This is a genomic window from Pseudomonas sp. GW822-FHT02D10 (assembly GCF_058802345.1).
Genome location: NZ_JBXAOB010000003.1, coordinates 100,094 through 121,220 on the forward strand (window position 1 = coordinate 100,094; position 21,127 = coordinate 121,220).

17 protein-coding genes are annotated in these 21,127 nt (G+C 56.5%); 5 read left to right on the plus strand and 12 right to left on the minus strand.

Annotated elements, in window-relative coordinates; translation table 11 throughout:
• Positions 1-125: 125 nt before the first annotated feature.
• From AC1RPZ_RS06155 to AC1RPZ_RS06175, 5 genes are all read right to left on the minus strand, one after another.
• On the minus strand, positions 126-3,824 hold the full coding sequence (locus AC1RPZ_RS06155) for a hypothetical protein (RefSeq protein ID WP_493135844.1): 3,699 nt from the start codon (positions 3,822-3,824) through the stop codon (positions 126-128).
• Between the two features lie 87 nt (positions 3,825-3,911).
• Entirely contained in the window at positions 3,912-4,934 is a 1,023-nt protein-coding gene (locus tag AC1RPZ_RS06160) for an alpha-xenorhabdolysin family binary toxin subunit B (RefSeq protein WP_493135846.1), read from the minus strand.
• 33 nt (positions 4,935-4,967) lie between these two features.
• Entirely contained in the window at positions 4,968-6,206 is a 1,239-nt protein-coding gene (locus AC1RPZ_RS06165; RefSeq protein WP_493135849.1) for an alpha-xenorhabdolysin family binary toxin subunit A, read from the minus strand.
• Positions 6,207-6,687: 481 nt separating this feature from the next.
• Complete coding sequence (locus AC1RPZ_RS06170; RefSeq protein ID WP_493135851.1) at positions 6,688-7,302, minus strand: NAD(P)-dependent oxidoreductase; 615 nt, start codon at positions 7,300-7,302, stop codon at positions 6,688-6,690.
• Positions 7,303-7,400: 98 nt separating this feature from the next.
• On the minus strand, positions 7,401-8,285 hold the full coding sequence (locus AC1RPZ_RS06175; RefSeq protein ID WP_493135853.1) for an MBL fold metallo-hydrolase: 885 nt from the start codon (positions 8,283-8,285) through the stop codon (positions 7,401-7,403).
• A 115-nt stretch (positions 8,286-8,400) separates the two neighbouring features.
• Between AC1RPZ_RS06175 and AC1RPZ_RS06180 the strand changes: the two genes are divergently transcribed.
• Both AC1RPZ_RS06180 and AC1RPZ_RS06185 read left to right on the plus strand, forming a co-directional pair.
• On the plus strand, positions 8,401-9,306 hold the full coding sequence (locus AC1RPZ_RS06180; RefSeq protein WP_493135855.1) for a LysR family transcriptional regulator: 906 nt from the start codon (positions 8,401-8,403) through the stop codon (positions 9,304-9,306).
• Positions 9,307-9,414: 108 nt separating this feature from the next.
• Positions 9,415-9,588, plus strand: coding sequence for a hypothetical protein (locus AC1RPZ_RS06185; RefSeq protein WP_185015334.1), 174 nt, complete (start codon positions 9,415-9,417; stop codon positions 9,586-9,588).
• A 10-nt stretch (positions 9,589-9,598) separates the two neighbouring features.
• On the opposite strand, the gene AC1RPZ_RS06190 is transcribed toward AC1RPZ_RS06185, so the two are convergent.
• A complete protein-coding gene (locus AC1RPZ_RS06190; RefSeq protein WP_493135858.1) occupies positions 9,599-10,495 on the minus strand; it encodes a helix-turn-helix domain-containing protein in 897 nt (298 codons plus the stop codon).
• A 387-nt stretch (positions 10,496-10,882) separates the two neighbouring features.
• Here AC1RPZ_RS06190 and AC1RPZ_RS06195 point away from each other — a divergent pair, with 387 nt between their 5' ends.
• On the plus strand, positions 10,883-12,400 hold the full coding sequence (locus tag AC1RPZ_RS06195) for an MDR family MFS transporter (protein ID WP_493135860.1): 1,518 nt from the start codon (positions 10,883-10,885) through the stop codon (positions 12,398-12,400).
• Positions 12,401-12,490: 90 nt separating this feature from the next.
• Here the strand turns inward: AC1RPZ_RS06195 and AC1RPZ_RS06200 are convergent, their stop codons facing one another.
• The 3 genes from AC1RPZ_RS06200 to AC1RPZ_RS06210 all read right to left on the minus strand — a co-directional run bounded on the left by AC1RPZ_RS06200 (position 12,491) and on the right by AC1RPZ_RS06210 (position 15,428).
• Positions 12,491-13,333 (minus strand): ATPase, encoded by an 843-nt coding sequence (locus tag AC1RPZ_RS06200; protein WP_493135862.1) that lies wholly within the window; start codon positions 13,331-13,333, stop codon positions 12,491-12,493.
• 100 nt (positions 13,334-13,433) lie between these two features.
• On the minus strand, positions 13,434-14,432 hold the full coding sequence (locus AC1RPZ_RS06205; RefSeq protein ID WP_493135865.1) for an NAD-dependent epimerase/dehydratase family protein: 999 nt from the start codon (positions 14,430-14,432) through the stop codon (positions 13,434-13,436).
• Between the two features lie 96 nt (positions 14,433-14,528).
• Positions 14,529-15,428 (minus strand): LysR family transcriptional regulator ArgP, encoded by a 900-nt coding sequence (locus AC1RPZ_RS06210; protein WP_493135867.1) that lies wholly within the window; start codon positions 15,426-15,428, stop codon positions 14,529-14,531.
• A 151-nt stretch (positions 15,429-15,579) separates the two neighbouring features.
• Between AC1RPZ_RS06210 and AC1RPZ_RS06215 the strand changes: the two genes are divergently transcribed.
• Together AC1RPZ_RS06215 and AC1RPZ_RS06220 are read left to right on the plus strand one after the other, a co-directional pair.
• The gene (locus AC1RPZ_RS06215; protein ID WP_493135869.1) at positions 15,580-16,182 is read left to right on the plus strand and encodes a LysE/ArgO family amino acid transporter; all 603 of its coding nucleotides are present in this window, start codon (positions 15,580-15,582) and stop codon (positions 16,180-16,182) included.
• Between the two features lie 176 nt (positions 16,183-16,358).
• Positions 16,359-16,955, plus strand: coding sequence for a superoxide dismutase (locus tag AC1RPZ_RS06220; RefSeq protein WP_493135871.1), 597 nt, complete (start codon positions 16,359-16,361; stop codon positions 16,953-16,955).
• Positions 16,956-17,013: 58 nt separating this feature from the next.
• On the opposite strand, the gene AC1RPZ_RS06225 is transcribed toward AC1RPZ_RS06220, so the two are convergent.
• The 3 genes from AC1RPZ_RS06225 to AC1RPZ_RS06235 all read right to left on the minus strand — a co-directional run bounded on the left by AC1RPZ_RS06225 (position 17,014) and on the right by AC1RPZ_RS06235 (position 21,117).
• Positions 17,014-17,307 carry a fructose-bisphosphate aldolase gene (locus AC1RPZ_RS06225; protein ID WP_493135873.1) on the minus strand — a complete coding sequence of 98 codons (294 nt, stop codon included), beginning with the start codon at positions 17,305-17,307 and terminating at the stop codon, positions 17,014-17,016.
• Positions 17,308-17,998: 691 nt separating this feature from the next.
• Complete coding sequence (locus AC1RPZ_RS06230; protein ID WP_493135875.1) at positions 17,999-20,329, minus strand: lipase family protein; 2,331 nt, start codon at positions 20,327-20,329, stop codon at positions 17,999-18,001.
• On the minus strand, positions 20,326-21,117 hold the full coding sequence (locus AC1RPZ_RS06235; protein ID WP_493136447.1) for a hypothetical protein: 792 nt from the start codon (positions 21,115-21,117) through the stop codon (positions 20,326-20,328). Before AC1RPZ_RS06235 ends, AC1RPZ_RS06230 begins: the two co-directional genes overlap by 4 nt.
• Positions 21,118-21,127 lie beyond the last annotated feature (10 nt).

Consider the following 21,127-nt stretch of genomic DNA (forward strand, 5'->3'; position numbering starts at 1 on the left):
CAAGGCCAAATAGTGTGTATGGCTGTTTTGGATCGGCGACTGATTGGCCGCACAGACAAACCCGGCTTGCAATGATCGCAAGCCGGGTTGCTTGTTTAACGGGTGATTGCCCGTGTTCTGACCGCTTATGGCAGGCCGTGAAACAAGCGGTCCACGTGTGACGGCGTCGCAACAAAGCGATTGGCTCGCAGTTCGCTGATGGCATACAGCGCGCGAGCGGTGCGGCCATTACCGTCACCTAAACCGTGGAAACCCGCAACGGCCCCCAGCAAATGTTTGCCAAAGTGTTCGTGGCTGGCATCCAGTCGTTTCAAGTGTTGTTGCAGTGCAGCGAAGCCGCTGATGCTGCTCGCATACGCCTGACCACTAACCCCAACACGCTCGATGCCGACCGAGGCAGGCGCAACGCGCGCGTGCAATGCTTTGATCACTGCCGGATCAGTCAACGATCGGCCATTCCCCGCGTACTCCCGCAGTACCGCCACAATGCTGTCCAGATTGTTGCCACTGGACGTTGATGCGTGGACGATCCAGGCCCCGGCTCGCTGCGCATTATCGGTGAACCCGTTGGGATTGAAGATTGAGTCCGGCAGAATTTCGGCATAGGGCGCTTTGCCCAGATCCTGTTTCAGCAGCGTTTGCTGATAATTGTTCATGTAGGTGATGTTGCTACTTTCGAGCCTGGTAAAGGCTTCCAATGTCTGGGGATAGTCTGTGGCTCCATGGGCGGAGCGTGCGGCGGCGTAGCCATAGGCGCTCTTATTCTTGGTCATGAACGTCGTTAACAGCTCATCGAGTGCTGATCGACCGATCAATGCCTCCAGATCCTGTACACCCTGAAGTTTGCGGGTCGCCTCAATGACTGCATTGTTGAACAGATGCTCAAGCTCAACATCAGAGACGCCGTCCGGCAAGGGGCTCTTCTTGTTACCCAGGCGATTCAGAATCTGTTCGGCAGTCTCAATGCTTTCATCCTTAAGCAGGGCACGACCATGCGCCACCGTCGGCAGCGTCATACGGATCTCGGCCGCAGAACCTGTTTTGTTGAGTGCCTTGATCAGGTCGTAGGAACCGGTGCTGCTGTCGGTCAGTCGACGTAGCTGGCTGGCTCCGCCCTTTATGACGGATTGACCATAGTGGCCGAGTTTCAGAGTCCCTCTGCCAACAAGCCTGGCGCCACCGTAGACCAGTTGCGGCACACCCTCCAGCGGGTTGAAGACCGACACGACAAAACTGCCCCCTACTCTGCTGAGGTTCAGAAGTTTCGAGCTGCTCGCCGCGGCTTTTGCAAAGGAGCCGGCCGCCCCCGCGAATACAAAAAAAATGGCGGTCGCATCCATGACACAGCTGAAAATCGCATCACTGCGACGGTCTGGATCGCCTGACGCAAGCCCTTCGATACACGCTTTGAACGGTATGATGATATTAAGAATGGTATCTACGACTTTTTTTAGATCCTCGTTTCTCTCCTCAATGGCTGTTTTGTCATATCCGGTAGCATAGAACTGTTCGTACGTGATGGGAGGGTTGTGTTCAGCAATGAGACTGCCGATAACATTGAATCGCTCGGAGTTGAAACTTTCCATTGGGCTGCGCTGGAAGGGGGCCGACGCGCTCATATCATCGAATTCCCCGAATCGATCAAAGAGTACGCCGAGGGTTTTCAGGTCCGAGCCGTTACTTTTTTTGGCCCCCTTGAAATAGACGGGCCAATCAAAAATGGCATGCCTTAAAAAAGTCAACCCTTTAAAGTCACCGTTATCGCCATTAGGGCCTTGAGCAAACCAGACTTCATTTTCATCGAGCGTTTCCCCTTGAAAGTAAGCTTGAGCCAACACCTCATTGTTCAGGCACAGGCCTTGTAGCGGAAAAAGCTCATAGCAATGAGTTTCGCCACCATACCTGGAAAGAATAACGACTCCAAAAGGCGCGGTATTGGACTTGCTGCGACGGGCAATCCCTCCACTGAAGGATATGGGTTGGGAATCGCGCACATAATAAATGGCCAGTTTTCCAAACTCTATGGCCATTCTGTCGCGCTCAGGCAGTTGGGAAAGTGCGAGGCGCACGACTGTATTAATACCGCCCTTGTATGTGTCGTACTGGTGCTTTATTTTTTCCGCATAGAGTTTATTGATCGGGACAAGAGCGGCAAGTTCGGGAGTCTGTTCGTAAATACTGCGCCCTTGCTTTCTATCCCAATCCTTCCTCCGTAATTGGTTATTCAAGTACAGATCAAGAATCGACTGCCTTATGTTGGATCTTTGTGGGTCCGCGTAAAGCATTTCGTTGGGGTTGACTTGCGTCTCTCCCCGTAACTCTTCTTTTGCCAACACCCTGCGACTGATAGGGGGGGCGGAAATGGCTTTCAGGGCGTCAGCTATTGTATTGATGTACGCGTTGTAGTGCGTACTGGCGTTTTTTATGATGTCTTCCGTTGGAAGGCTTTCAGCATTTTTCAACTCAAGATCATTGACCCTTGCCCAGTCCATGATGCATTTCAGCGTGATCAAGTCGTGTAAAACTTTCTGTTCGGAACTGGTCGGTGTTATCTCGCCAAATTCCAGCAGTTTTTCATAAGACAGCTGCCGGGACAGTCCAGGGGAAATGCTTTCTGCCAGCATGACCGACTTGCGGAGCATGACCCAGCCCACAGAGCCGATCTGCAGCGACGTTGGCGTATTGACCAGAAACTCCGGGGCCAGCCCGGCGAGGATCAGTTCCCGGGCTAGGGGGACTGCGGCATCGTTAACGCGGTGAAACGCCAAGGATTTTGCCAACGCTTGCCGGACTTCATAGGTGTTCGCCTGCACGTTGCGGGAGGAGTAAAGATGAAATTCATAGAATCCCCTGTTCTTGTCGTCTCTGCCCAGAGAGAAGTCCAGCATGATCGCGGCGACAAGCAATTGGCTACGCTGTGCAGCCGTAAGGGTGGCGTCTGTCACGGAACCTTCTCGGTTCAAGGCTCTAAAGCATGTTTGAGCGAAGGCTTTAGCCTCCTCGGTCTCGATCAACAGCTCCCAGCTCCAGCCCGGGTACTCACGCAAAAAAGTCTCGGTTCTATCCCTGAGTACTGCCTTGGTCAGGTAGTTGATCAGCGGTTCACGTCGAGGCTCTCCCTTGTTCAGCAGTTTGTAGAGTTCACCATAGATAACAGAGTGCTCACGCTCTGGCACGATCAAGGATGCTTCATGGGTCTCACTGGAAACGCCCCAGTAATTACCAAATTTCGGAGCCGATGGCAGTGTGAATTTCAAATAGACAATCAGGTTTTCCACTTGGTCGGTGTCACGCGGAGCGTCCAGACGGTGGAAACGAAGCCAGTTGAGCAGAGGAACTCGCTCGTTTGAAGAGATAATGCCTCCAGTAAGCGCTGCTGCCTGGGTCAACAGTTCAAGCTCGGTTTTCAAGGAACGATGGGCGTTCACTTCAGCGGTCAGATTGATCCGTTCAATGTAGGAACCGGTATCCTGCCGTTTTTCATAAGCTGCGAAAATCTCACCGCCTTCATTGACCAGTGCCCAATAATTGTTAGCAATATTCTGTTTTTCAACAAGTGCTACGAAACCTGGCTGGGCGATCATCCGGCGCAGTGCGGTTTTTGCTGCCCAGTGACTCTTTTCAAAATCGCTACCCGACTTCAATGTGACGACAAGCTGTCCCACATCGACAAGATTGGTTGAGTAGTAATAACTGGAAGCTTTTTCCTTCTCTATTTTTTGATCGACTGTCGATCTTAAAGTCTCGGCAATCGTCTGGCTTTCTGCCTGATCGCTAGTGAGGGGAGGCGTTTCAAAGTGATTCTGTATAGGGGTGAGATTCATGCAGGGGGTCTTCCTTCCTTGGTTTATAGGCTGGTGTAAAAGCCCTCCGCCTTCAGCACGGAGCGCTTTCACCCACACCTGACTCGATCAGGCTTTTTTAATCGTTTTCAGATAACCCAGCATGGCGCCATAACGTGCTGCCATCTGTTTGATCGACACGGCATCGCGAAACATTTCCGGCTGGGTCGTCGCCAGGAAATGGTCATAGGCCCTGGCGACCTTTTGTGCCTCCTGCAACCAGTTCAGCCTGGATTGGTCGAGGACGCTGATTTCATTGAGCTTGTTCAATGTCCGGTTCAATTCAAGCAGCTCTTTTTCAACGTCCTTGAGCTCAACCCGTAGCTCATCCATGCGCTTGTGATTACTGTCTCGCGCCTCCACGAAATTTGCGTATTGACGACCTTGTTCGATGCCATCGAGATTGCCGTTGAGTCTTTTCAAGGCTAGCTCCAGGAACTCACGATCAGGCTTTTGGGTGCTGACCAGTTTGAGCGCAGCCTCGATCTCCTGGGCGGTTGGAATCATGCCCTTGAAGAGGTCGATCCAGGTGGGGGACTTGAACTGTTGCAGCGCATCGTCGACCTTGCGTTGCTCTTCTGCGAGTTCGTGCAGATCGGAACTGAGCACCAGGCGCCTGCGCTCTTGCGCCTCACGCCTTGTTTCATAGGGAAGGCCCCATTGCGCCCCCTCCTGAACCAACGTGATGCTGCCAATTTCTGGTAGCTCTCGGGCCAGATGGTCCTGGGCCGCGAGCACTGGCGCCAGCGAACCGGTAACCCGCTGTACGTAATAGGTCACAAGTTCTTCAATCTTTTTGGTGCGTGTTATGGCAGCGACCTGCTCGTTCCCTTCGATCTCCGCGATACGCGCCAGAGTTCCCTCAAAACTTACATTGCACAGGGAGGTCTGCACCCGCTTGATGTGTTCAAACAGTTGATGGTCTGCGTCGTTGATCTGTGTACGCAGGTATTCGAGCTTTTCCTGTACCACTGGGGCAAATGCGTATGTTTTATCCGCCACTTTCAAGTCAAACTGGCTTTTAGCCTGTTTCATCACCGCGACATCAGGCACGGCATAGCTGAACAGACCCTTAAACTCATGAACCGTCATAAAATTCTTCCTTGAACTCAATTTAGTTACAACTTAATCCACAACCGAATTAAAAACGTCAGACAAGTTGGCGGCGTAGCCTTTAATGGTTTCCCAAGGTGCCACCACCCCCTGAATATCCAAAACCAGTAAACTCAGGTCAAAGGCGTTATCCACTTCGGACAGCCGCACTCGAGATTCCTCAACGTTCATCCAGATAATGGCCCAGACGTCCTCCAGATTTTTCGCCCCCTGTTCGGCATCGATCATCTGCGACTTCATATTTTCCAGCCTTATGTGCAGCTCCATCAACAGCTTGGACAAGCGCGCCTTATTCATTTTTTTAAGCACGTTATCCCGCGTCTCGATCAAGCTGTTTTTCTCTGCCCTGGTAGCCTCTGCCTTCGAACCAAAAATGCCGCCGGTGATAGCAACACCAATGGGGCCAAATACCAATCCGGTAAAGGCATACCCCACCAGACTGTCGTACTCCTTGAGTTTCTCGGCAATACGCTCATCCAGTTCTTTTATTTCGACTCTCAGTTGCTCTTCCTCTGCGACCTGATCAACACCGGCTCGCTCCACATCGCCGAGTTTTGCTTTGACGAGAGGCAACAGGTCTTCGGTAATCTTGCGGGAGAACTCTATCGCCAATGCCTTTACCGCGCTGATCCTTCGACAGAAACTCTCGATATCGTCTTTCATCCGAGTGAAGTATTTATTCAGGTTTTCGACCTTATCGGTATCCGAGTTCCCCAGCGGAATGGCGGCCATCCGAGCCCGCTCCGCCTCCGTCAACGTGTCAATCGTACCGGTCAGATCCTTGTACCCCTGAAAGCTTTTAAGATGCTCCACGATCAGGTTTCCGGTACTGATGAACCCGCGGGAAAAGAGATCCAGTCGCCCCCCAAGACTCTTGGTTTCCCCCTCAAGGGTTTTCCAGGACAGTGCATGCTGGTGAATCTTCTGATGAAGGCTCTGTATGTCTGCCGGTTCCAATCCCTCTTTATCTGATCTGATGTAGCCCAACTGATTCTCAATCGCCGTCAGGTCGACTGGTAATGCCAAGGCGGCGTTGACATAACGTTTGATGGCCACAATGTTATGTTTTTGCACAATAAATGTTCCACCCCGATAGGAGGGTCCACTTTCGCCGGCCATGACGCCAAAATACTGAACCGGTACATATTTCGCCGCATTCGTTACAGTAGTAATTCCTTCCAGCTCGGTAACCGCTTGATGTGCAGTCAACTTCAGCCGTTCCTGAAGATCCATCTTCGTTTCTAAATTCATTGACCACCTCCCTATAGTGAGCGCAAACCGCCTCAAACAACCTCCTCTTCACAAGTCTTGGTCGCGTGTCTCGCCACCAAAACCAGAACGCAACACTAATAGCCCACATGCGAAGCCACAAGTTCTCCGCCGCGCTACATCCCGTAGGAATAAAAACCGTCACAACATGAAGCATCAACAATGTAAACATTTAGAAAAACAACATACCACCCCGAACAACCTACCCCGCGCCCAAACCCTCTAACAGCACATAACTGAAGAAAACAAAAGGTTATTACTCAACAATTCTTAAAAAACAAAACGCAACAAAACCCACTATTCGCCGCCTTATTTTTTAACATTTGAGTCCACATTCGCGACCACAACAAAAAGCTTTAATCCATGCTTCACACATTACCGAGCAGGATTAGTACTGCCTTAATAATCTGCGAATAGCAAAAAGCACGGCCCCCCATGGGATAGTCCGTGCTTTGGCGACAGATCAGTAACCGACGGTAAACCGCTGACGGCTATGCGCTGGCTTCTCGACTTCATCGAGCATCGCGATTGCATAGTCGGCGAAAGTGATCCAGCTCTTGCCTTCGGCGCTCACCAGCAGATCGTCCTTGCCCACACGGAAGGTGCCGGTACGCTCGCCTTCGACGAACAGCGCCGACGGTGAAAGGAAGGTCCAGTCCAGATCCTTTTCCTGGCGCAAGGTGTCGAGGTAGACGCCACCGGCAGTGGCCTCGGCCTTGTACTCTTCAGGAAAGTTCGGGGATTCGATGACTTTGCTGCCATCCGGCACCAACAGCGAACCGGCACCGCCGACCACCAGCAAACGTTTCACACCAGCCTTTTTGACCGGTTCGATAATCGCCTTGGCCGGGATCGTCGAAAAGTGTGCTGCGCTGATGACCACATCAACACCTGCAACCGCTGCTTGCAACGCTGCGCCGTCAGCGACGTCGACATTCTTGGCGATGACACCGGCACGCGGGCTGATTTTCGAGGTATTGCGGGCGATGGCGGTGACGCTATGACCGCGACGCAGGGCTTCTTCCAGCAGTTGGCTACCGGCACGGCCGGTGGCACCAATGATTGCGATCTTGCTCATGAGATTCTCCAGTTCAAGTGTGACGCGGAGCGTCACGGGCTGCATTCCCACGCGGACGGTTCGACGCCTCGACGTGGGAACGATCAATCAGGCGCGGGTTACCACTTCATCTCGCCTTTGGCGACTTTGGCGCTCAGCTCAAGCGAGCTTTCTTCGCCGAGGTTCGGGTAGCGCTTTTTCATCGCGGCGATCAGTTCGGCCGACTCTTTGGCCTTGGCAGTTTCTTCGTCGAACGCCTTGATGTAGTCGGCGGTGAAGTGCACAGCGGCCAGCGAACGCGCGCTGTCACCCAGGTAATGACCTGGAACGATGGTGTTCGGTTTCAGGCTTTCGAGGGTCTTCAGGGTCGTCAACCAATCGGCGTGGGACTGCGCGGTTTGGGTGTCGGCCATCCACACGTGGATGTTCTCCGCCACGACCACACCGCCGACCACGGCTTTGATCGACGGGATCCAGACAAAGGTCCGGTCCGGTTGTTTGCCGTCCAGGCCGATGATGTCGAGCTGCTTGCCTTCCAGGGTCAGGCTGTGGCCCTTGAGCACGCCCGGCACGATGGTTTTGGCCGGTACGTCGGCGCCCATTTTCGGCCCCCAGAATGCGACTTTGCCTTCAACGGTGGCCTTGATGTGATCAACCGTCGGCTGCGAGGCGAGCACCTTGGCTTTTGGGAAAGCGGCAGTGAGGGTGTCCAGGCCGAAGTAGTAATCCGGGTCACCGTGGCTGATGTAGATGGTGGTCAATTGCTTGCCGCTGGCGCGGATTTTTTCCACCACCTGCTCGGCCTGGGATTTGCCGAATTGCGCGTCCACCAGAATCGCTTCTTTCTCACCGCTGACCAGCACCGAAGTCACCGGGAAGATGGCTGCGGTGCCTGGGTTGTAGACGTCCAGGGTCAGTGCCGGGGTGGCGGCGGCCGCATGAGCGGCGAAACCCAGGGTCGCAGTAGCGAGTAACAGACGCTTGAGAGACGTGAAGCCGATCATGGTGCTGCTCCGTTGTGCATAGGCCGTGTTTGGCGATGGGACAGAGCTTAGTTGCCTGACTCGCTACAAAAAATGCGATGCTTGAACATAGTTTGTTTCTGAAAGCGGGCAAATCATGGATCGTCTTCAAGCAATGCGGGTGTTCGTCACCGTCGTCGACCTCGGCAGCCAGTCCGCCGCAGCCGATCATCTGGACCTGTCGCGCCCGGTGGTGTCGCGCTATCTCGCCGAACTGGAGGACTGGGTCGGGGCACGCTTGATGCACCGCACCACGCGCAAACTCAGCCTGACCGCCGCCGGCACCGAGATCCTCCCGCGCTGTCGGCAGATGCTCGATTTGTCGAGCGACATGCAGGCCGCCGTCAGCGAACCGGACGACGCGCCACGCGGCTTGCTGCGGATCAGCGTCAGCACCTCGTTCGGCCAGGCGCAACTGGCCGACGCCATGGCGGCGTACGTCAAACGCTTTCCCGGGGTCAGCATCGACCTGCAAATGCTCGATCGCACGGTGAACCTGGTGGACGAGCGCATCGATCTGGCGATTCGTACCAGCAACGACCTGGACCCGAACCTGATCGCTCGGCGGCTGACCGTCTGCCGCTCGGTGATCTGCGCCTCCCCCGCCTACCTGCGCGAACACCCGACGCCGCTACGGGTGGAAGACTTGAGCCAGCACAATTGCCTGACCCACTCCTACTTCGGCAAAAGCCTCTGGCATTTCGAACAGGACGGCGAGCAGGTCTCGGTGCCGGTACAGGGCAACATCAGCGCCAACGAGGCCAGCACTCTGCTGCGCGCAGCAATGGCCGGCGCCGGCGTGGCGATGTTGCCCAGCTACCAGGCCGGCGTGCACATCCACAGCGGCGAACTGGTGCGCCTGCTGCCCAACGCCGAACCCCGGCAGATGAACATGTACGCGGTGTACGCCTCACGCAAACACATGCCTACGGCGCTGCGCAGCATGCTGGATTTTCTGGTGTCGAGATTTCCCGAAGAGCCTGCGTGGGATGTGGGGCTTTAAGATCAAAAGATCGCAGCCTTCGGCAGCGCCTACAAAGGATTCAATCTGACCTATGCTGATATCAGTACCCCTCAAGAAATAAGGGGTATGGGTTCAGAGGTCAGCGCCATGAACGTCAAAACCAGAAGGTATCTCGCAATCTTCATCACTTGCACCGCCGCGCTGGCGCTGTATGGCACTGCGGCCTACCGCGTTGAACAGGCCCGGCAACTGCCGCGCGATTACGCCAGCTGCAACTTCGAACGGTGCATTCCACACACTGCGACCCTGAACCTCAAATAACGAGAAGCCCTTAACCCTCGCTGTCCTGATCGGCTTTCAAGCGATCGCGAAACGCCTTCGGTGAAATCCCGACGCGGCGCCGAAACAGCCGCGTGAAATTGGTCGGGTCGGAGAAACCCAACACATCCGACATCTCGTAAATGGTCATGCTGGTGTAGGTCAGCAGTCGCTTGGCCTCCAGCAACTGACGCTCGTGCATGATTTGCAACGCCGGCTGCCCTGCCAGCTCGCGGCAGGTGCCGTTGAGGTGGGACACGGAAATCCCCAGCCGGTGCGCCAGGTCCTCGACCTTCACGTGCTGGCGATAATTCTCTTCCACCAGTTGAATAAACCCGTTGAGGTAGTCCCGCGCACGCTGTGGTCGCTGGCTGGCGGCGCGGCGCTGGATCACCTGACGGCTGACCCACACCATGATCACGCTGACCAGCGAATGCATGAGCATTTCGCGTGCAGGCTGGTGCCCTACGTACTCATTCTGCAAGGCTGAAAACAGGCTGTTGAGGTAGTCCGCATCGGCGCCTGCCGAGTAACTCTCCGCCTGCGCCAGGGCATTCAGCGAATTGCCCAGCTGCGCTTGAAGATGAGCCACCAGCGGTGCAGCCAGCGTCACCACAAAGCCTTCTACGTCGTCGGAAAATCGAAAACCGTGCACCGACAGCGGCGGCAGAATCTGGATCGCGGCTTCGCCCAGCTGCGTACGCTGGCCCTCGATCTCAAGCTCCGCCTGGCCTTTGTACACAAACAGTAATTGACATAAATCGGCATGCCGATGGGGTTTGATTTCCCATTGGTGTTCGCGGCTGCGTTTGGAAATGGTTTCGCAATGCAACAAGTCAGGGGTCGGCCAGTCCAGGCTCTCGCCATAGAGTTTGAATACAGGAATCGAAGGAAGGGCAGGCTTGTTCATAACTTCAGTCCAGGCCTCAACGTAACGGGCGATAATCGCCCCGATTGGCGAAATGTACAGGTATCGACTCAGTTTTCACCTTCAATTGACAGACTCACAAGCGAAAAATGCAAGCACTCGATTCATAAAAACCATTCACCGACTGTGTCCGTGTGAAGCTTGCGAGCCATAACAACAATTAAAATCCTCAACACCCAAGCGATGCCTTAAGCCAGCGCATCGGAACTTGAGTATTTCGTCGGCTCCCAAGTCGGCCGAAAACCATTGCAGAAAATCACATCAGGCTTCCTTGTAAGACTATCGAATAGCCTGCTACCGACTTACACTGGCGAGCATCCCCGCTCGCCTTGCTCCTTGCGGGTTAATGACTGCCCGCAGGTTTTACCCGTGACCAATCTGAACCAGCCTGACTCCACCAAACCGGCCATCCGCAGTGTGCTGATCGCCTTGATGCTGGCGATCTTTCTCGGGGCGCTGGATCAAACCATCGTCGCCGTCTCGATGCCGGCGATTTCTGCCCAGTTCAAGGATGTCAGTCTGTTGGCCTGGGTGATCTCCGGCTACATGGTGGCGATGACCGTGGCGGTGCCGATCTACGGCAAGCTCGGCGACCTCTATGGCCGTCGACGGCTGATGCTGTTCGGCATGGGACTGTTCACCCTGGCTTCGGTATTCTGCGGCATGGCCCAGAGCATGGAGCAGCTTGTCCTCGCCAGGATCATTCAGGGCATCGGCGCCGGCGGGATGATTTCGGTCAGCCAGGCGATCATCGGCGACATCGTGCCGCCTCGCGAACGCGGGCGTTATCAGGGTTACTTCAGCAGCATGTACGCGATGGCCAGCGTGGCCGGGCCGGTGCTCGGCGGTTACATGACCGAGTATTTGTCGTGGCGCTGGGTGTTTCTGATCAACCTGCCGCTGGGCCTCGGTGCCTGGCTGGTGGCTAACCGCACGCTGGTCGGTTTGCCGGTGCCGCAGCGCAAGCCGATCATCGACTACCTGGGCACACTGCTGATGATCATCGGCCTGAGCGCATTGCTGCTGGGCATCACTCAGATCGGCCAGGGGCATTCGTGGCGCAGCCGCGAAGTGCTCGGGTTGCTGGCGTGTGCAGTGCTGACCCTGGCGCTGTTCGTCTGGCATGAACGCCGGGCGCGCGAGCCGTTGCTGCCGATGCACCTGTTCGCCAATCGCAACGCGATCCTCTGCTGGTGCACGATTTTCTTCACCAGTTTCCAGGCGATTTCGCTGATCGTACTGATGCCGCTGCGCTTCCAGAGCGTCACCGGGGCCGGGGCCGACAGCGCCGCACTGCACCTGTTGCCGCTGGCGATGGGGTTGCCGATGGGTGCCTACTTCGCCGGTCGCCGGACCTCGGTGACCGGTCGCTACAAACCGATGATCCTGACAGGCGCCCTGCTCACCCCGATCGCGATTCTCGGCATGGCGTTCAGCCCGCCGCAAGCGATGATCAGCAGCAGCTTCTTCATGTTGCTCTGCGGCATCGCCGCCGGCATGCAATTCCCGACCTCATTGGTCGGCACGCAAAACTCGGTGGAACAACGGGACATCGGCGTCGCCACCAGCACCACCAACCTGTTTCGCTCACTCGGTGGCGCAGTGGGAGTGGCGTTGATGTCGGCCTTGTTACTGGCGCTGTTGCAGGATTCGAGCTTCGCCCATTTGACCGGCTCGGCGCTGATCGCCGAGGGCAGTTCCGGGAACGTTCTGCTCGATGGTCTGAACGCCGCACCGGGCGACGCGCAAAATGCCTTGCGCGCCGAACTGCTGCTGACCTTCCAGCATTTGCTGATGGTCAGTGCAGCGGTGTCGTTGCTGGGGCTAGCGGCGGCGATTGCCATGCCGAACATGTTGCTGCGCGGGCGGGAAGACAAGGTCAGGTAAAGCAAAGATCGCAGCCTTCGGCAGCTCCTACGGGTAGACCTCAATCCATGTAGGAGCTGCCGAAGGCTGCGATCTTTTGACCTTTAAACATCAAGGTCGAGCGCTGATCTGCTGCTGCAGGTTCTGAATCTGGCTCTGCAAGGTGGTGATATTGCGCGTGACCTGGCCACGGAAGGCGTCGAATTCGGCGACGTTGGCGCTGCTGCCTTGAGAGGCGGCCGGGCGGTTGTCCTGCTGGCTTTTGATCACCACCAGTTCTTGCTCCAGGCGTTCGATGGCCGCGCTCGGGTTGCCCTGCTTCTTCAAGGCCGCGATATCGGCACCAAGGCTTTTCAACTGGGCGTCAAACTTGCTGGAGTCGGTCGGGGTGTTTTTCAGGGCTGTCAGTTCAGCGCTCAGGGCTTTCAGATCGGTTTGCAACTGAGTGTTGACGGTGTGTTGTTCAACGTTCTGTGCAGCCATCTGTGCCAAACGCTTGTCGAGGTCCGACGCCTGACCGACCACGCCTTGCTGCTGTTGGTTCTGCTCCAGCAGCCTGGTTTCCAGTTGCTTGATTTTCAGTTTCAGCGCTTCGCTGTCACTGGTGACGTTCGACTGACTGGCGACCACTTTGCCGGAAATGTCCTGCAAGCGCCCCGCTGCTTCCTCACTGATACGTGCGAAACTTTCCTGAGTCGCGACCAGTTGCTGCTCCATCAGAGAGATCTGCTGAAAGCTCCACCAGGCAAGGCCGGCGAAGGCAAAAAGCAATGCCCCGACCAATGCCCACAGCGGGCCGGTGCTCGGGCCTTTGACCTTGGCCACGGGCCGCGCATGCACGTGGTTGTGTTCACGGGGAGTGGCGGTGAGCGGAAAATCGTCGTCATCGAGGGGGTCGGCACGCAGGCTCGGTACATCATCGAAGTCGTCGTTGGCATCGTTACGCATGGACATGAGGCAACCTTTCTGAACCACAGTGATGGCTAAATGCGACGAGTATAAACCCTGAGCTCGCCGCATTGATCGACCGTGATCCGCTGGCTCGGTTCAGTGTTTATTTTGCGCCCGGGTCCTGGGCCTTCCACCAGCCGCAGAACTCATCGAGCGCCGTCCACAGACTGACCTTGGGATCGTAGTCCAGATAATGCCGGGCGCGACTGATATCGAGGGTGAAGTTTTTGTTCATCACCTGCATGCCCAAGCGTGACAGTGTCGGCTCCGGACGCCCCGGCCAAAGTGCACAAAAGCCCTCGTTCAGCGCGGCAACGCTGTAGGCCAAACCGTAGGATCGGTGGCGAGTGACCTGTGGGACTTCCATCTGGCGCATCACGTAATTGACCACATCCCACAGCGGCACCGGCGTGCCGTTGCTGATGTTGTAGGCCTTGCCAAGCGCGGACCCCGTCGCCAGCAAACAGCTGAGCATGGCTTCGTTGAGGTTCTGCATGCTGGTGAAATCGACCTTGTTCAGGCCGTTGCCGATGATTGCCAAACGCCCTTTGCGCTGCATGTTCAGCAGACGCGGGAAGATGCTCATGTCACCTGCACCGGTGACAAAGCGCGGGCGCAGGGCCAGCACCTCGAGGCCAAACTCCTGAGCGCCGAAGACCTTTTGCTCAGCCAGGTATTTGGTCGCCGCATAAGGATGCTTGAAGCGCTTGGGCACCTGCTCTTCGGTCAGCCCCAGGTGATCGCGACCATCGAAATAGATAGAAGGTGACGACAAGTGCACCAGCCGCCGGACGTTTTGCTTCAGGCAGGCTTCAACGACGTTTTCGGTGACCAGCACGTTGCCCTGATAGAAGTCCTGATAACGCCCCCAAAGCCCCACCGCGCCGGCGCAATGCACCACGGCTTCGACGTCCGCGCACAGCTCGCGAACCCGTTCTGGATCACTCAAGTCGCCCTGGACGAACTCCGCGCCCCGCCGTACCAGATGTTCGACGCCTTCGGCCCGGCGGCCGTTGACCCGTACGTCCAGGCCCTGCTCCAGGGCGAATCGCGCAAAGCGCCCGCCAATGAAGCCGCTTGCGCCGGTGACCAGAATTTTCATGCATTGCTCCTACAGATGCAGCTCCTAGCGTCAAGCTACAAGCTGCAAGTTAAAACCGGTCCGCAAGCTCTTTACTTGCGGCTTGCAGCTTGACGCTTACTGCTGCTCCCAGGGCACCAGCCACTGTTTAGATAAACGCACCAGATGCTCGGTGAGTAACCCCAGCAACTGGCCACCATTGCGCCAATGATGCCAGTACAACGGCACATCGATCGGTTTATCTGGCAACAACTCCACCAGGACACCACGTTCAAGCTGTTCGCGCGCCTGCAACTCCGGCACCAGCCCCCAGCCTAGACCGACTTCGATCAGGCGTATAAACCCTTCGGATGACGGGCACAAATGATGTTCGAAACCACCGTCCACGCCCAATGACGCCAGATAGCGGTGCTGCAAAAAATCATCCGGGCCGAACACCAGCGCCGGCGTGCGGGCCAACTGATCGGCCCTCACTCCTTGGGGGAAATGCCGGGCAATAAATGCCGGGCTGGCCAACGCACGGTAACGCATGGCACCCAGCAACACGCTGCGGGCACCCGCCACAGGACGTTCGCTGGCACACACGCACGCCGCCACTTCACCGGCGCGCATGCGTTTGAGGCCGACGGTCTGGTCCTCCACCACCAGGTCGAGCAGTAGATGTTGCTCAGCACAAAAGTCGCCCACTGCCTCGGCCCACCACGTGGCCAGACTGTCAGCGTTGAGGGCGATGCGCAGGCGTTCTGGCAAGCCTTCTTCGTCCAGCGCCGGCACCGCGCTTTGCAGGTCGCGCTCCAGCAAACGCACCTGCTGCACATGGTTGAGCAGGCGCCGGCCAATCTCGGTCGGCGCCGGCGGCGTGGCCCGCACCAGCACGGGCTGGCCGATACGCGCTTCGAGCAACTTGATGCGCTGGGAAATCGCCGATTGTGACAACCCCAACACCTGAGCGGCGCGCTCGAATCCGGCTTGCTCAACCACCGCAGCCAGGGCGGACAGTAATTTATAGTCGAACATCAGTTTTCCTAATGAGCGATCAGTAATATTTGTTTTTCTTATACAGCCTGGAACAGGAGAATGACCAGCACGAACTGTTTGTCGGCCAGGCCGACGCCCAGCGCGCAATGTCGGTACTGCGCCAACTCGCGGCAAACGCGGAGTAAACCTTATGTGGCAAAGCTATGTGAACGGCCTGTTGGTCGCTGCGGGATTGATCATGGCGATCGGTACGCAAAATGCGTTCGTGCTGGCGCAAAGCTTGCGCCGCGAACATCACCTGCCGGTAGCCGCACTCTGCGTGACCTGCGATGCGTTGCTGGTGGCCGCCGGGGTGTTCGGCCTGGCGACGGTGCTGGCGCAGAACCCGACGTTGCTGGCCATTGCCCGTTGGGGCGGTGCAGCGTTTCTGCTGTGGTACGGCAGTCTGGCACTGCGTCGTGCCTGCTCGAAGCAAAGTCTGCAACAGGGCGAAAATCAGACCGTGCGTTCATTGCGAGCGGTATTGCTCAGTGCACTGGCGGTGACGCTGCTCAACCCTCACGTGTATCTGGACACCGTGTTGCTGATCGGTTCTCTCGGAGCACAACAAACAGTGCCGGGCGCTTATGTGGTGGGCGCGGCCAGTGCGTCATTGCTGTGGTTTTTCACCCTCGCGCTGGGCGCCGCGTGGCTGGCACCGTGGCTGGCACGCCCGAGCACCTGGCGGATTCTCGACCTGCTGGTGGCGGTGATGATGTTTACCGTGACCTTTCAATTGATCACTGCGGCCTGATTATTCCAAACAGCTCTGGAGCCTCTATTCCACACAGTTGTTGCGTGGTTAAGCCGCCCCCCCGGTGCTATGATCCGACACCTGCGCCGCCAAAGAGTACAAACTCCCCGGCGCTTGTCTGGCCGCCCGTGATCGGCCTTGCGCTCACCGCAACTGACCTGATTAGGAGAATCACCATGGCTTTCGAATTGCCGCCACTGCCTTACGCACACGATGCACTGCAGCCGCACATTTCCCAGGAAACGCTGGAGTATCACCACGACAAGCACCACAACACCTACGTCGTGAACCTGAACAACCTGGTGCCAGGCACCGAGTTCGAAGGCAAGACCCTGGAACAAATCGTCAAGACTTCTTCGGGTGGCATCTTCAACAACGCCGCTCAGGTCTGGAACCACACTTTCTACTGGAACTGCCTGGCGCCAAACGCCGGCGGTCAACCAACCGGCGCACTGGCTGAGGCCATCAACGCGGCTTTCGGTTCGTTCGACAAGTTCAAAGAAGAATTCACCAAGACTTCGGTCGGCACCTTCGGTTCCGGTTGGGGCTGGCTGGTGAAAAAAGCTGACGGTTCCCTGGCCCTGGCCAGCACCATCGGCGCCGGCAACCCGCTGACCGGCGGCGACACCCCGCTGCTGACCTGCGACGTCTGGGAACACGCTTACTACATCGACTACCGCAACCTGCGTCCGAAGTACGTTGAAGCGTTCTGGAACCTGGTCAACTGGAAGTTCGTGGCTGAGCAGTTCGAAGGCAAAACCTTCACCGCTTAAGTCTGCTTGCAGTCAAAAAAACCCGGCATTGCCGGGTTTTTTTATGCCTGAAAATTGGCTACTGGTTCTGGGGTGCCTCAAAACCACGCTGCTCAATCACCCCAAACACATCGGCAACATCCTGGATCAGGATCCGGGCGATGTTGGTGACGGTGTTGATGTCGTTCTCGGCGTAGTCCGGCAGGCTGGTGCAGGCCATCAGGTTCAGGTACTTGAGGGCGGCGTTAAGGCGTTCGCTGACACAGTTGTGGAGTTCGCGTAGCGGCGCATTACTGTCAATGAGCAGGACGGGGTAATCGGTGGCGAATTGGGCCATGGGGGTGAAGCGGCGTGACGGGTTGTTCATTGTCATAAGTAAATCTTCCTCGAATCTAAAAGAAGAGCTACTGCCGTTCGCTGCGAAACGAATGGGGTGGTAGCTATGTGCGGGTTCGCAGACCAGGGATACGAGGAACCCGGCAGACCCGAAGATCTCCCACACACAGCCACCATAAAACGGACTACGGGCGTTGAGGCGACCGTCGTTACTTTTTAGGGTGCTAGGTTACTACACGTATCGTAAGGGCTGCGAAACCCCGTAGCCGATTGATGTCAGCCACGGGAGAACTTTAGGCGTCGACTTTGGTGTCTGCAACCGGGGGGGGGTAGGACGGTTGCGCGGTCATTGTGGCGAGGGGGCTTGCCCCCGTTCGGCGGCATAGCCGTCATAAAACCGGGCGCTGCGGAGTGTCTGAAGAAATTGGGTGCCAGGGCTTGGGGCTGCGTCGCAGCCCAGCGGGAGCAAGCTCCCTCGCCACAATGGGGTTATTCCTACAAGGTTTGCGGACATAAAGATCAAAAGATCACAGCCTTCGCAGCTCTCACTTTTGAGTTAGCCGCTACATCACGCTCACGTTTGAGAAACAAATCCGCCTTTACGCGTCCCTTGCGGATAGTTAGAACGCGTTGCCTTGTCCTGGTGTGGGTGGGATCGGGAGTGTTGGCATGATTACTTTTTCTAGCCCACAGCAACACGGGAACTGTGCTGCCAATAGGCATAAGCGCTAAATAATCGAATCAATATCCAGATTGAAAGGGGCGCCCACAGCATGCCCTCCCGTGATTGCGGCAATGGCCGCGTCATGGTCTTTGGGCACTGGCGGAATCATCGCCAACTGCTCCTGAGCGATGTTCTCCGGATGGGCATTCCAGCGCAGCAGGTTTTCCTGCACCCACTCGGGCTGGTCGGCGTAGCTGCCGTAAACTTCGGTCTCGGTGACTCGCTGGTTGTGTAGGGCCAGCAGGCGAGTCTGGGTCATCTGAATCTTTCCCTTTTCTTCCTTGAGAGCCTCGGACTTTTGCGCGTCTTGATGGTAATTGGCATGTGCGGGGGGGTTGTTTTCGAGTTTCTGCTGGAGGTCGTCCAGCTGTCTGCTGATGTTTCGCAAGGCGTCGTCGATCCGTTCGAACTCCTGAGCAGTCACCAGTGAGCGCTTGAGTTCCTGCGCCTGCTGCCAACGGCGCAGGCTGGCCCAGCAACCGGGGATGTAGCTGCCGACCATCGAGTGATCGGCGGCCTCCAGCACCTGCCGCAGGAGTGAGCCGCGTTTGGGCAGGCCATCGATCTGTCGCAGTGCCTCGGCGCAGCCATGATCATTGATCGTGCTGCAACCCGGTTCCCAGAGGATGGAGGACTTGTGACCTTCGCCGAACACCACCGGCATGAAGTGGCGCAGTTTGCCGTGATGCGCGTAGGGCTCGCCCCCGAAGTTGACCATCCCCACGATCAAGAGCGCCAAGCCAGCGGCCGGGTTGAGGACAAGTACCGTCCCATGGGCGACATACATCGGCTTGGACGGCGTGTTCATCCAGGTGGCGGGTACGCTCGGCACGGGGTCGTTGTGGTTGACGATCCGGTGATGGTTCAAGGGGTGGGCGTTTTTGATGAAGGTGGCGTCACCGGCGCGGGGGGCGCCGTAGGTGTATAGGACGATGTCCGGTTGATAGCGTTTATTGCGTCGTAGCATCTCGGACAGTATCAGTGCCACCGCTCCGCCCAGACTATGCCCGGTAATCACCAACTTTTGCCCGCTGTAGAATTTTTCCAGATAGCCGACGACAAACGTATAGGCGACCTTGGCGGCTTCGTAGAAACCGTTATGAACCTTGCCTTCCCCTTCCTCAAACGGAACCTGCTGGGCATCCGCATCACGCAGGCCGTCGGCGAGCAGCTCATTGGTTCCGCGCACGCTAACCAATATCAATTCGTCGTGATGGGTGATAAATGCCTGCGTGTCCGAGCTTTTGACCTTCTTGCGATCATCGAGAAAGTGCAGTTTGGTCGGGTGCTCCTGCTCATCACCCAATTCGGGGTTGTTGACCTCGGGGTAGAGTTGCGGGTCGAATGGCACCACTTCCAGCCGTTTCGAGTAAGGCACCTCTTCATAAAGCGGGTAGTACTTTTTCGTCTGCGTGGCATCGACTTTCCACAACTCATCAAACTGCGGCAGGGCATGGCCGAACCAGTTGCCGCTGGTTGGCTGCAAGGGGAAGCTCACACTGTCGGTCTTGACCGGTTGGGTGTCCGGTTCCTGACCAAAATCGGTGTAACTCAGGGTTGCCATCAACGCCAATTGATAGAGGTTAAGTGCGCAAAACTCGTTGCCGGTCGACAACATCGGGCGTAGCGCCCTCATGGGGCGCACTTCCATCACATGATGTTTATTCGGCAACAGGGCAATGCCCTTTGGTTTGGGCGGGGGCGGGAAAAATCCCAACTCGACCGTGGCCATGTCCACCTGACTGAAGACCGCGCTGAGCCCGCCATCCGGGGCGCTTTTATCGACAATCGTGAAAGCTCTGGTTTTGGGAGTGGATCGCAGCAGTTTGTGCACCACCATATTCGGTGGATCGCGACGAAAGGCCAGGGGCGGTAAGTGCGCTACGTGTTTTACCAATTCGCTGACTTCGACCTGGTAATAGGCAGTGGCATCAGCGAGGTCTTTTGCTGGATTGGCTTGGGTGCGTACGCCTGATTTGTTGAAGAAACGGGTTTTTTCGGCGCGTACCTGGAGTTCGGTGATGGGGAGTGGGTAGTGCGGTCTTCCCTGCAAAAATGTGTATGTTTTCTCACTTCCTTGATAGGGACTATTCAGTTTGAGCACCACAGGGCCGCAGAAGTGGTTGTCCACCTTCGCGGAACCGGTCGCATCGAGCTTTCCGGTGTAGATGGTGTCTTCGTAATCGGTAACTTCATAGGTCAAGCCGGCATAAGGCTTGCCATCGCCAAACTCGTCCACGAACTGAAAACTCGTTGAATGGCCACGCAATGGGCAGGCGTGAATGTTGCCTTGCATGAATGCCACATCACTGGCGGCTAAAGGTTCAATGCTCATGGATTTTCGTCCTTGTTTTCCGTGCAGCCTGGGTAAATGGTGCAGACCCGCTCATCCACCATTTTGAAAGTGCTGAAATCTTTGTGATTGCCGTAGCAAAAGGCGTATTGGTCTTCAAAGTTATCGCCCATGCAGCGTTTCCATCCGCCGGGTACTTTGCTCCAGGTATCAGCTATGGCTGGTATTTCCTCCTCGGCCAACTTGATTTTCAGCCTTACGGTTTTCCCCGGAAGCTGAGTCAGCGTGTATGCCGTGAAAGGACGACTTCGACCGACATTGCCCTGTGCATCCATTTTTTTGCACGTGAGCAGTTTTATCAGGTAACGCTTCGGCCCTACCGTGCGAAAAGACCACAGGCATTCGCCGAAGAACTCGCCCACGCTGTCATCGCTGAAAGTGCCTATGTGTCGCTCCAACAACTCCGGGCGCACGGCAAAGGAGGCGTAGTCATAGCTGCTGTCACTTCGTTCCGGGCCAAAAATTCCCGTGATTTTGATCTCCACATGGTTCAGCGCTAGCGGGCAGTCGCTCACGGTTCTGTACAGCTCAATCTCGGAAGTGTCTTTGTATGGCGCATTGATCTGATTGAAACCAACCTGAGTGTTTTTTCCGCCTGGCACTGTGCAGGTTTGCCCTTTGGCGGGCACGTAGGTGGCTGTCAGTTCGTACTTGAAGTCAGGTGGAAAATCGGGAATGAAGGTAAAGCTGCCAGGCTTGCTGACAGCCGCACAACCCACGGTCAGGGAAAGGCAACTGCCGAGGGTCAAGCCTTGAATGACACGTTTCATACGGGGGCAT

What these genes read in the sequence shown, in the direction of transcription:
- AC1RPZ_RS06155 (WP_493135844.1), bottom strand. Translation starts at nt 3,824, where the DNA reads ATGAATCTCACCCCTATACAGAATCACTTTGAAACGCCTCCCCTCACT.
- AC1RPZ_RS06160 (WP_493135846.1), bottom strand. Translation starts at nt 4,934, where the DNA reads ATGACGGTTCATGAGTTTAAGGGTCTGTTCAGCTATGCCGTGCCTGAT.
- AC1RPZ_RS06165 (WP_493135849.1), bottom strand. Translation starts at nt 6,206, where the DNA reads ATGAATTTAGAAACGAAGATGGATCTTCAGGAACGGCTGAAGTTGACT.
- AC1RPZ_RS06170 (WP_493135851.1), bottom strand. Translation starts at nt 7,302, where the DNA reads ATGAGCAAGATCGCAATCATTGGTGCCACCGGCCGTGCCGGTAGCCAA.
- AC1RPZ_RS06175 (WP_493135853.1), bottom strand. Translation starts at nt 8,285, where the DNA reads ATGATCGGCTTCACGTCTCTCAAGCGTCTGTTACTCGCTACTGCGACC.
- AC1RPZ_RS06180 (WP_493135855.1), top strand. Translation starts at nt 8,401, where the DNA reads ATGGATCGTCTTCAAGCAATGCGGGTGTTCGTCACCGTCGTCGACCTC.
- AC1RPZ_RS06185 (WP_185015334.1), top strand. Translation starts at nt 9,415, where the DNA reads ATGAACGTCAAAACCAGAAGGTATCTCGCAATCTTCATCACTTGCACC.
- AC1RPZ_RS06190 (WP_493135858.1), bottom strand. Translation starts at nt 10,495, where the DNA reads ATGAACAAGCCTGCCCTTCCTTCGATTCCTGTATTCAAACTCTATGGC.
- AC1RPZ_RS06200 (WP_493135862.1), bottom strand. Translation starts at nt 13,333, where the DNA reads ATGTCCATGCGTAACGATGCCAACGACGACTTCGATGATGTACCGAGC.
- AC1RPZ_RS06205 (WP_493135865.1), bottom strand. Translation starts at nt 14,432, where the DNA reads ATGAAAATTCTGGTCACCGGCGCAAGCGGCTTCATTGGCGGGCGCTTT.
- AC1RPZ_RS06210 (WP_493135867.1), bottom strand. Translation starts at nt 15,428, where the DNA reads ATGTTCGACTATAAATTACTGTCCGCCCTGGCTGCGGTGGTTGAGCAA.
- AC1RPZ_RS06215 (WP_493135869.1), top strand. Translation starts at nt 15,580, where the DNA reads ATGTGGCAAAGCTATGTGAACGGCCTGTTGGTCGCTGCGGGATTGATC.
- AC1RPZ_RS06220 (WP_493135871.1), top strand. Translation starts at nt 16,359, where the DNA reads ATGGCTTTCGAATTGCCGCCACTGCCTTACGCACACGATGCACTGCAG.
- AC1RPZ_RS06225 (WP_493135873.1), bottom strand. Translation starts at nt 17,307, where the DNA reads ATGACAATGAACAACCCGTCACGCCGCTTCACCCCCATGGCCCAATTC.
- AC1RPZ_RS06230 (WP_493135875.1), bottom strand. Translation starts at nt 20,329, where the DNA reads ATGAGCATTGAACCTTTAGCCGCCAGTGATGTGGCATTCATGCAAGGC.
- AC1RPZ_RS06235 (WP_493136447.1), bottom strand. Translation starts at nt 21,117, where the DNA reads ATGAAACGTGTCATTCAAGGCTTGACCCTCGGCAGTTGCCTTTCCCTG.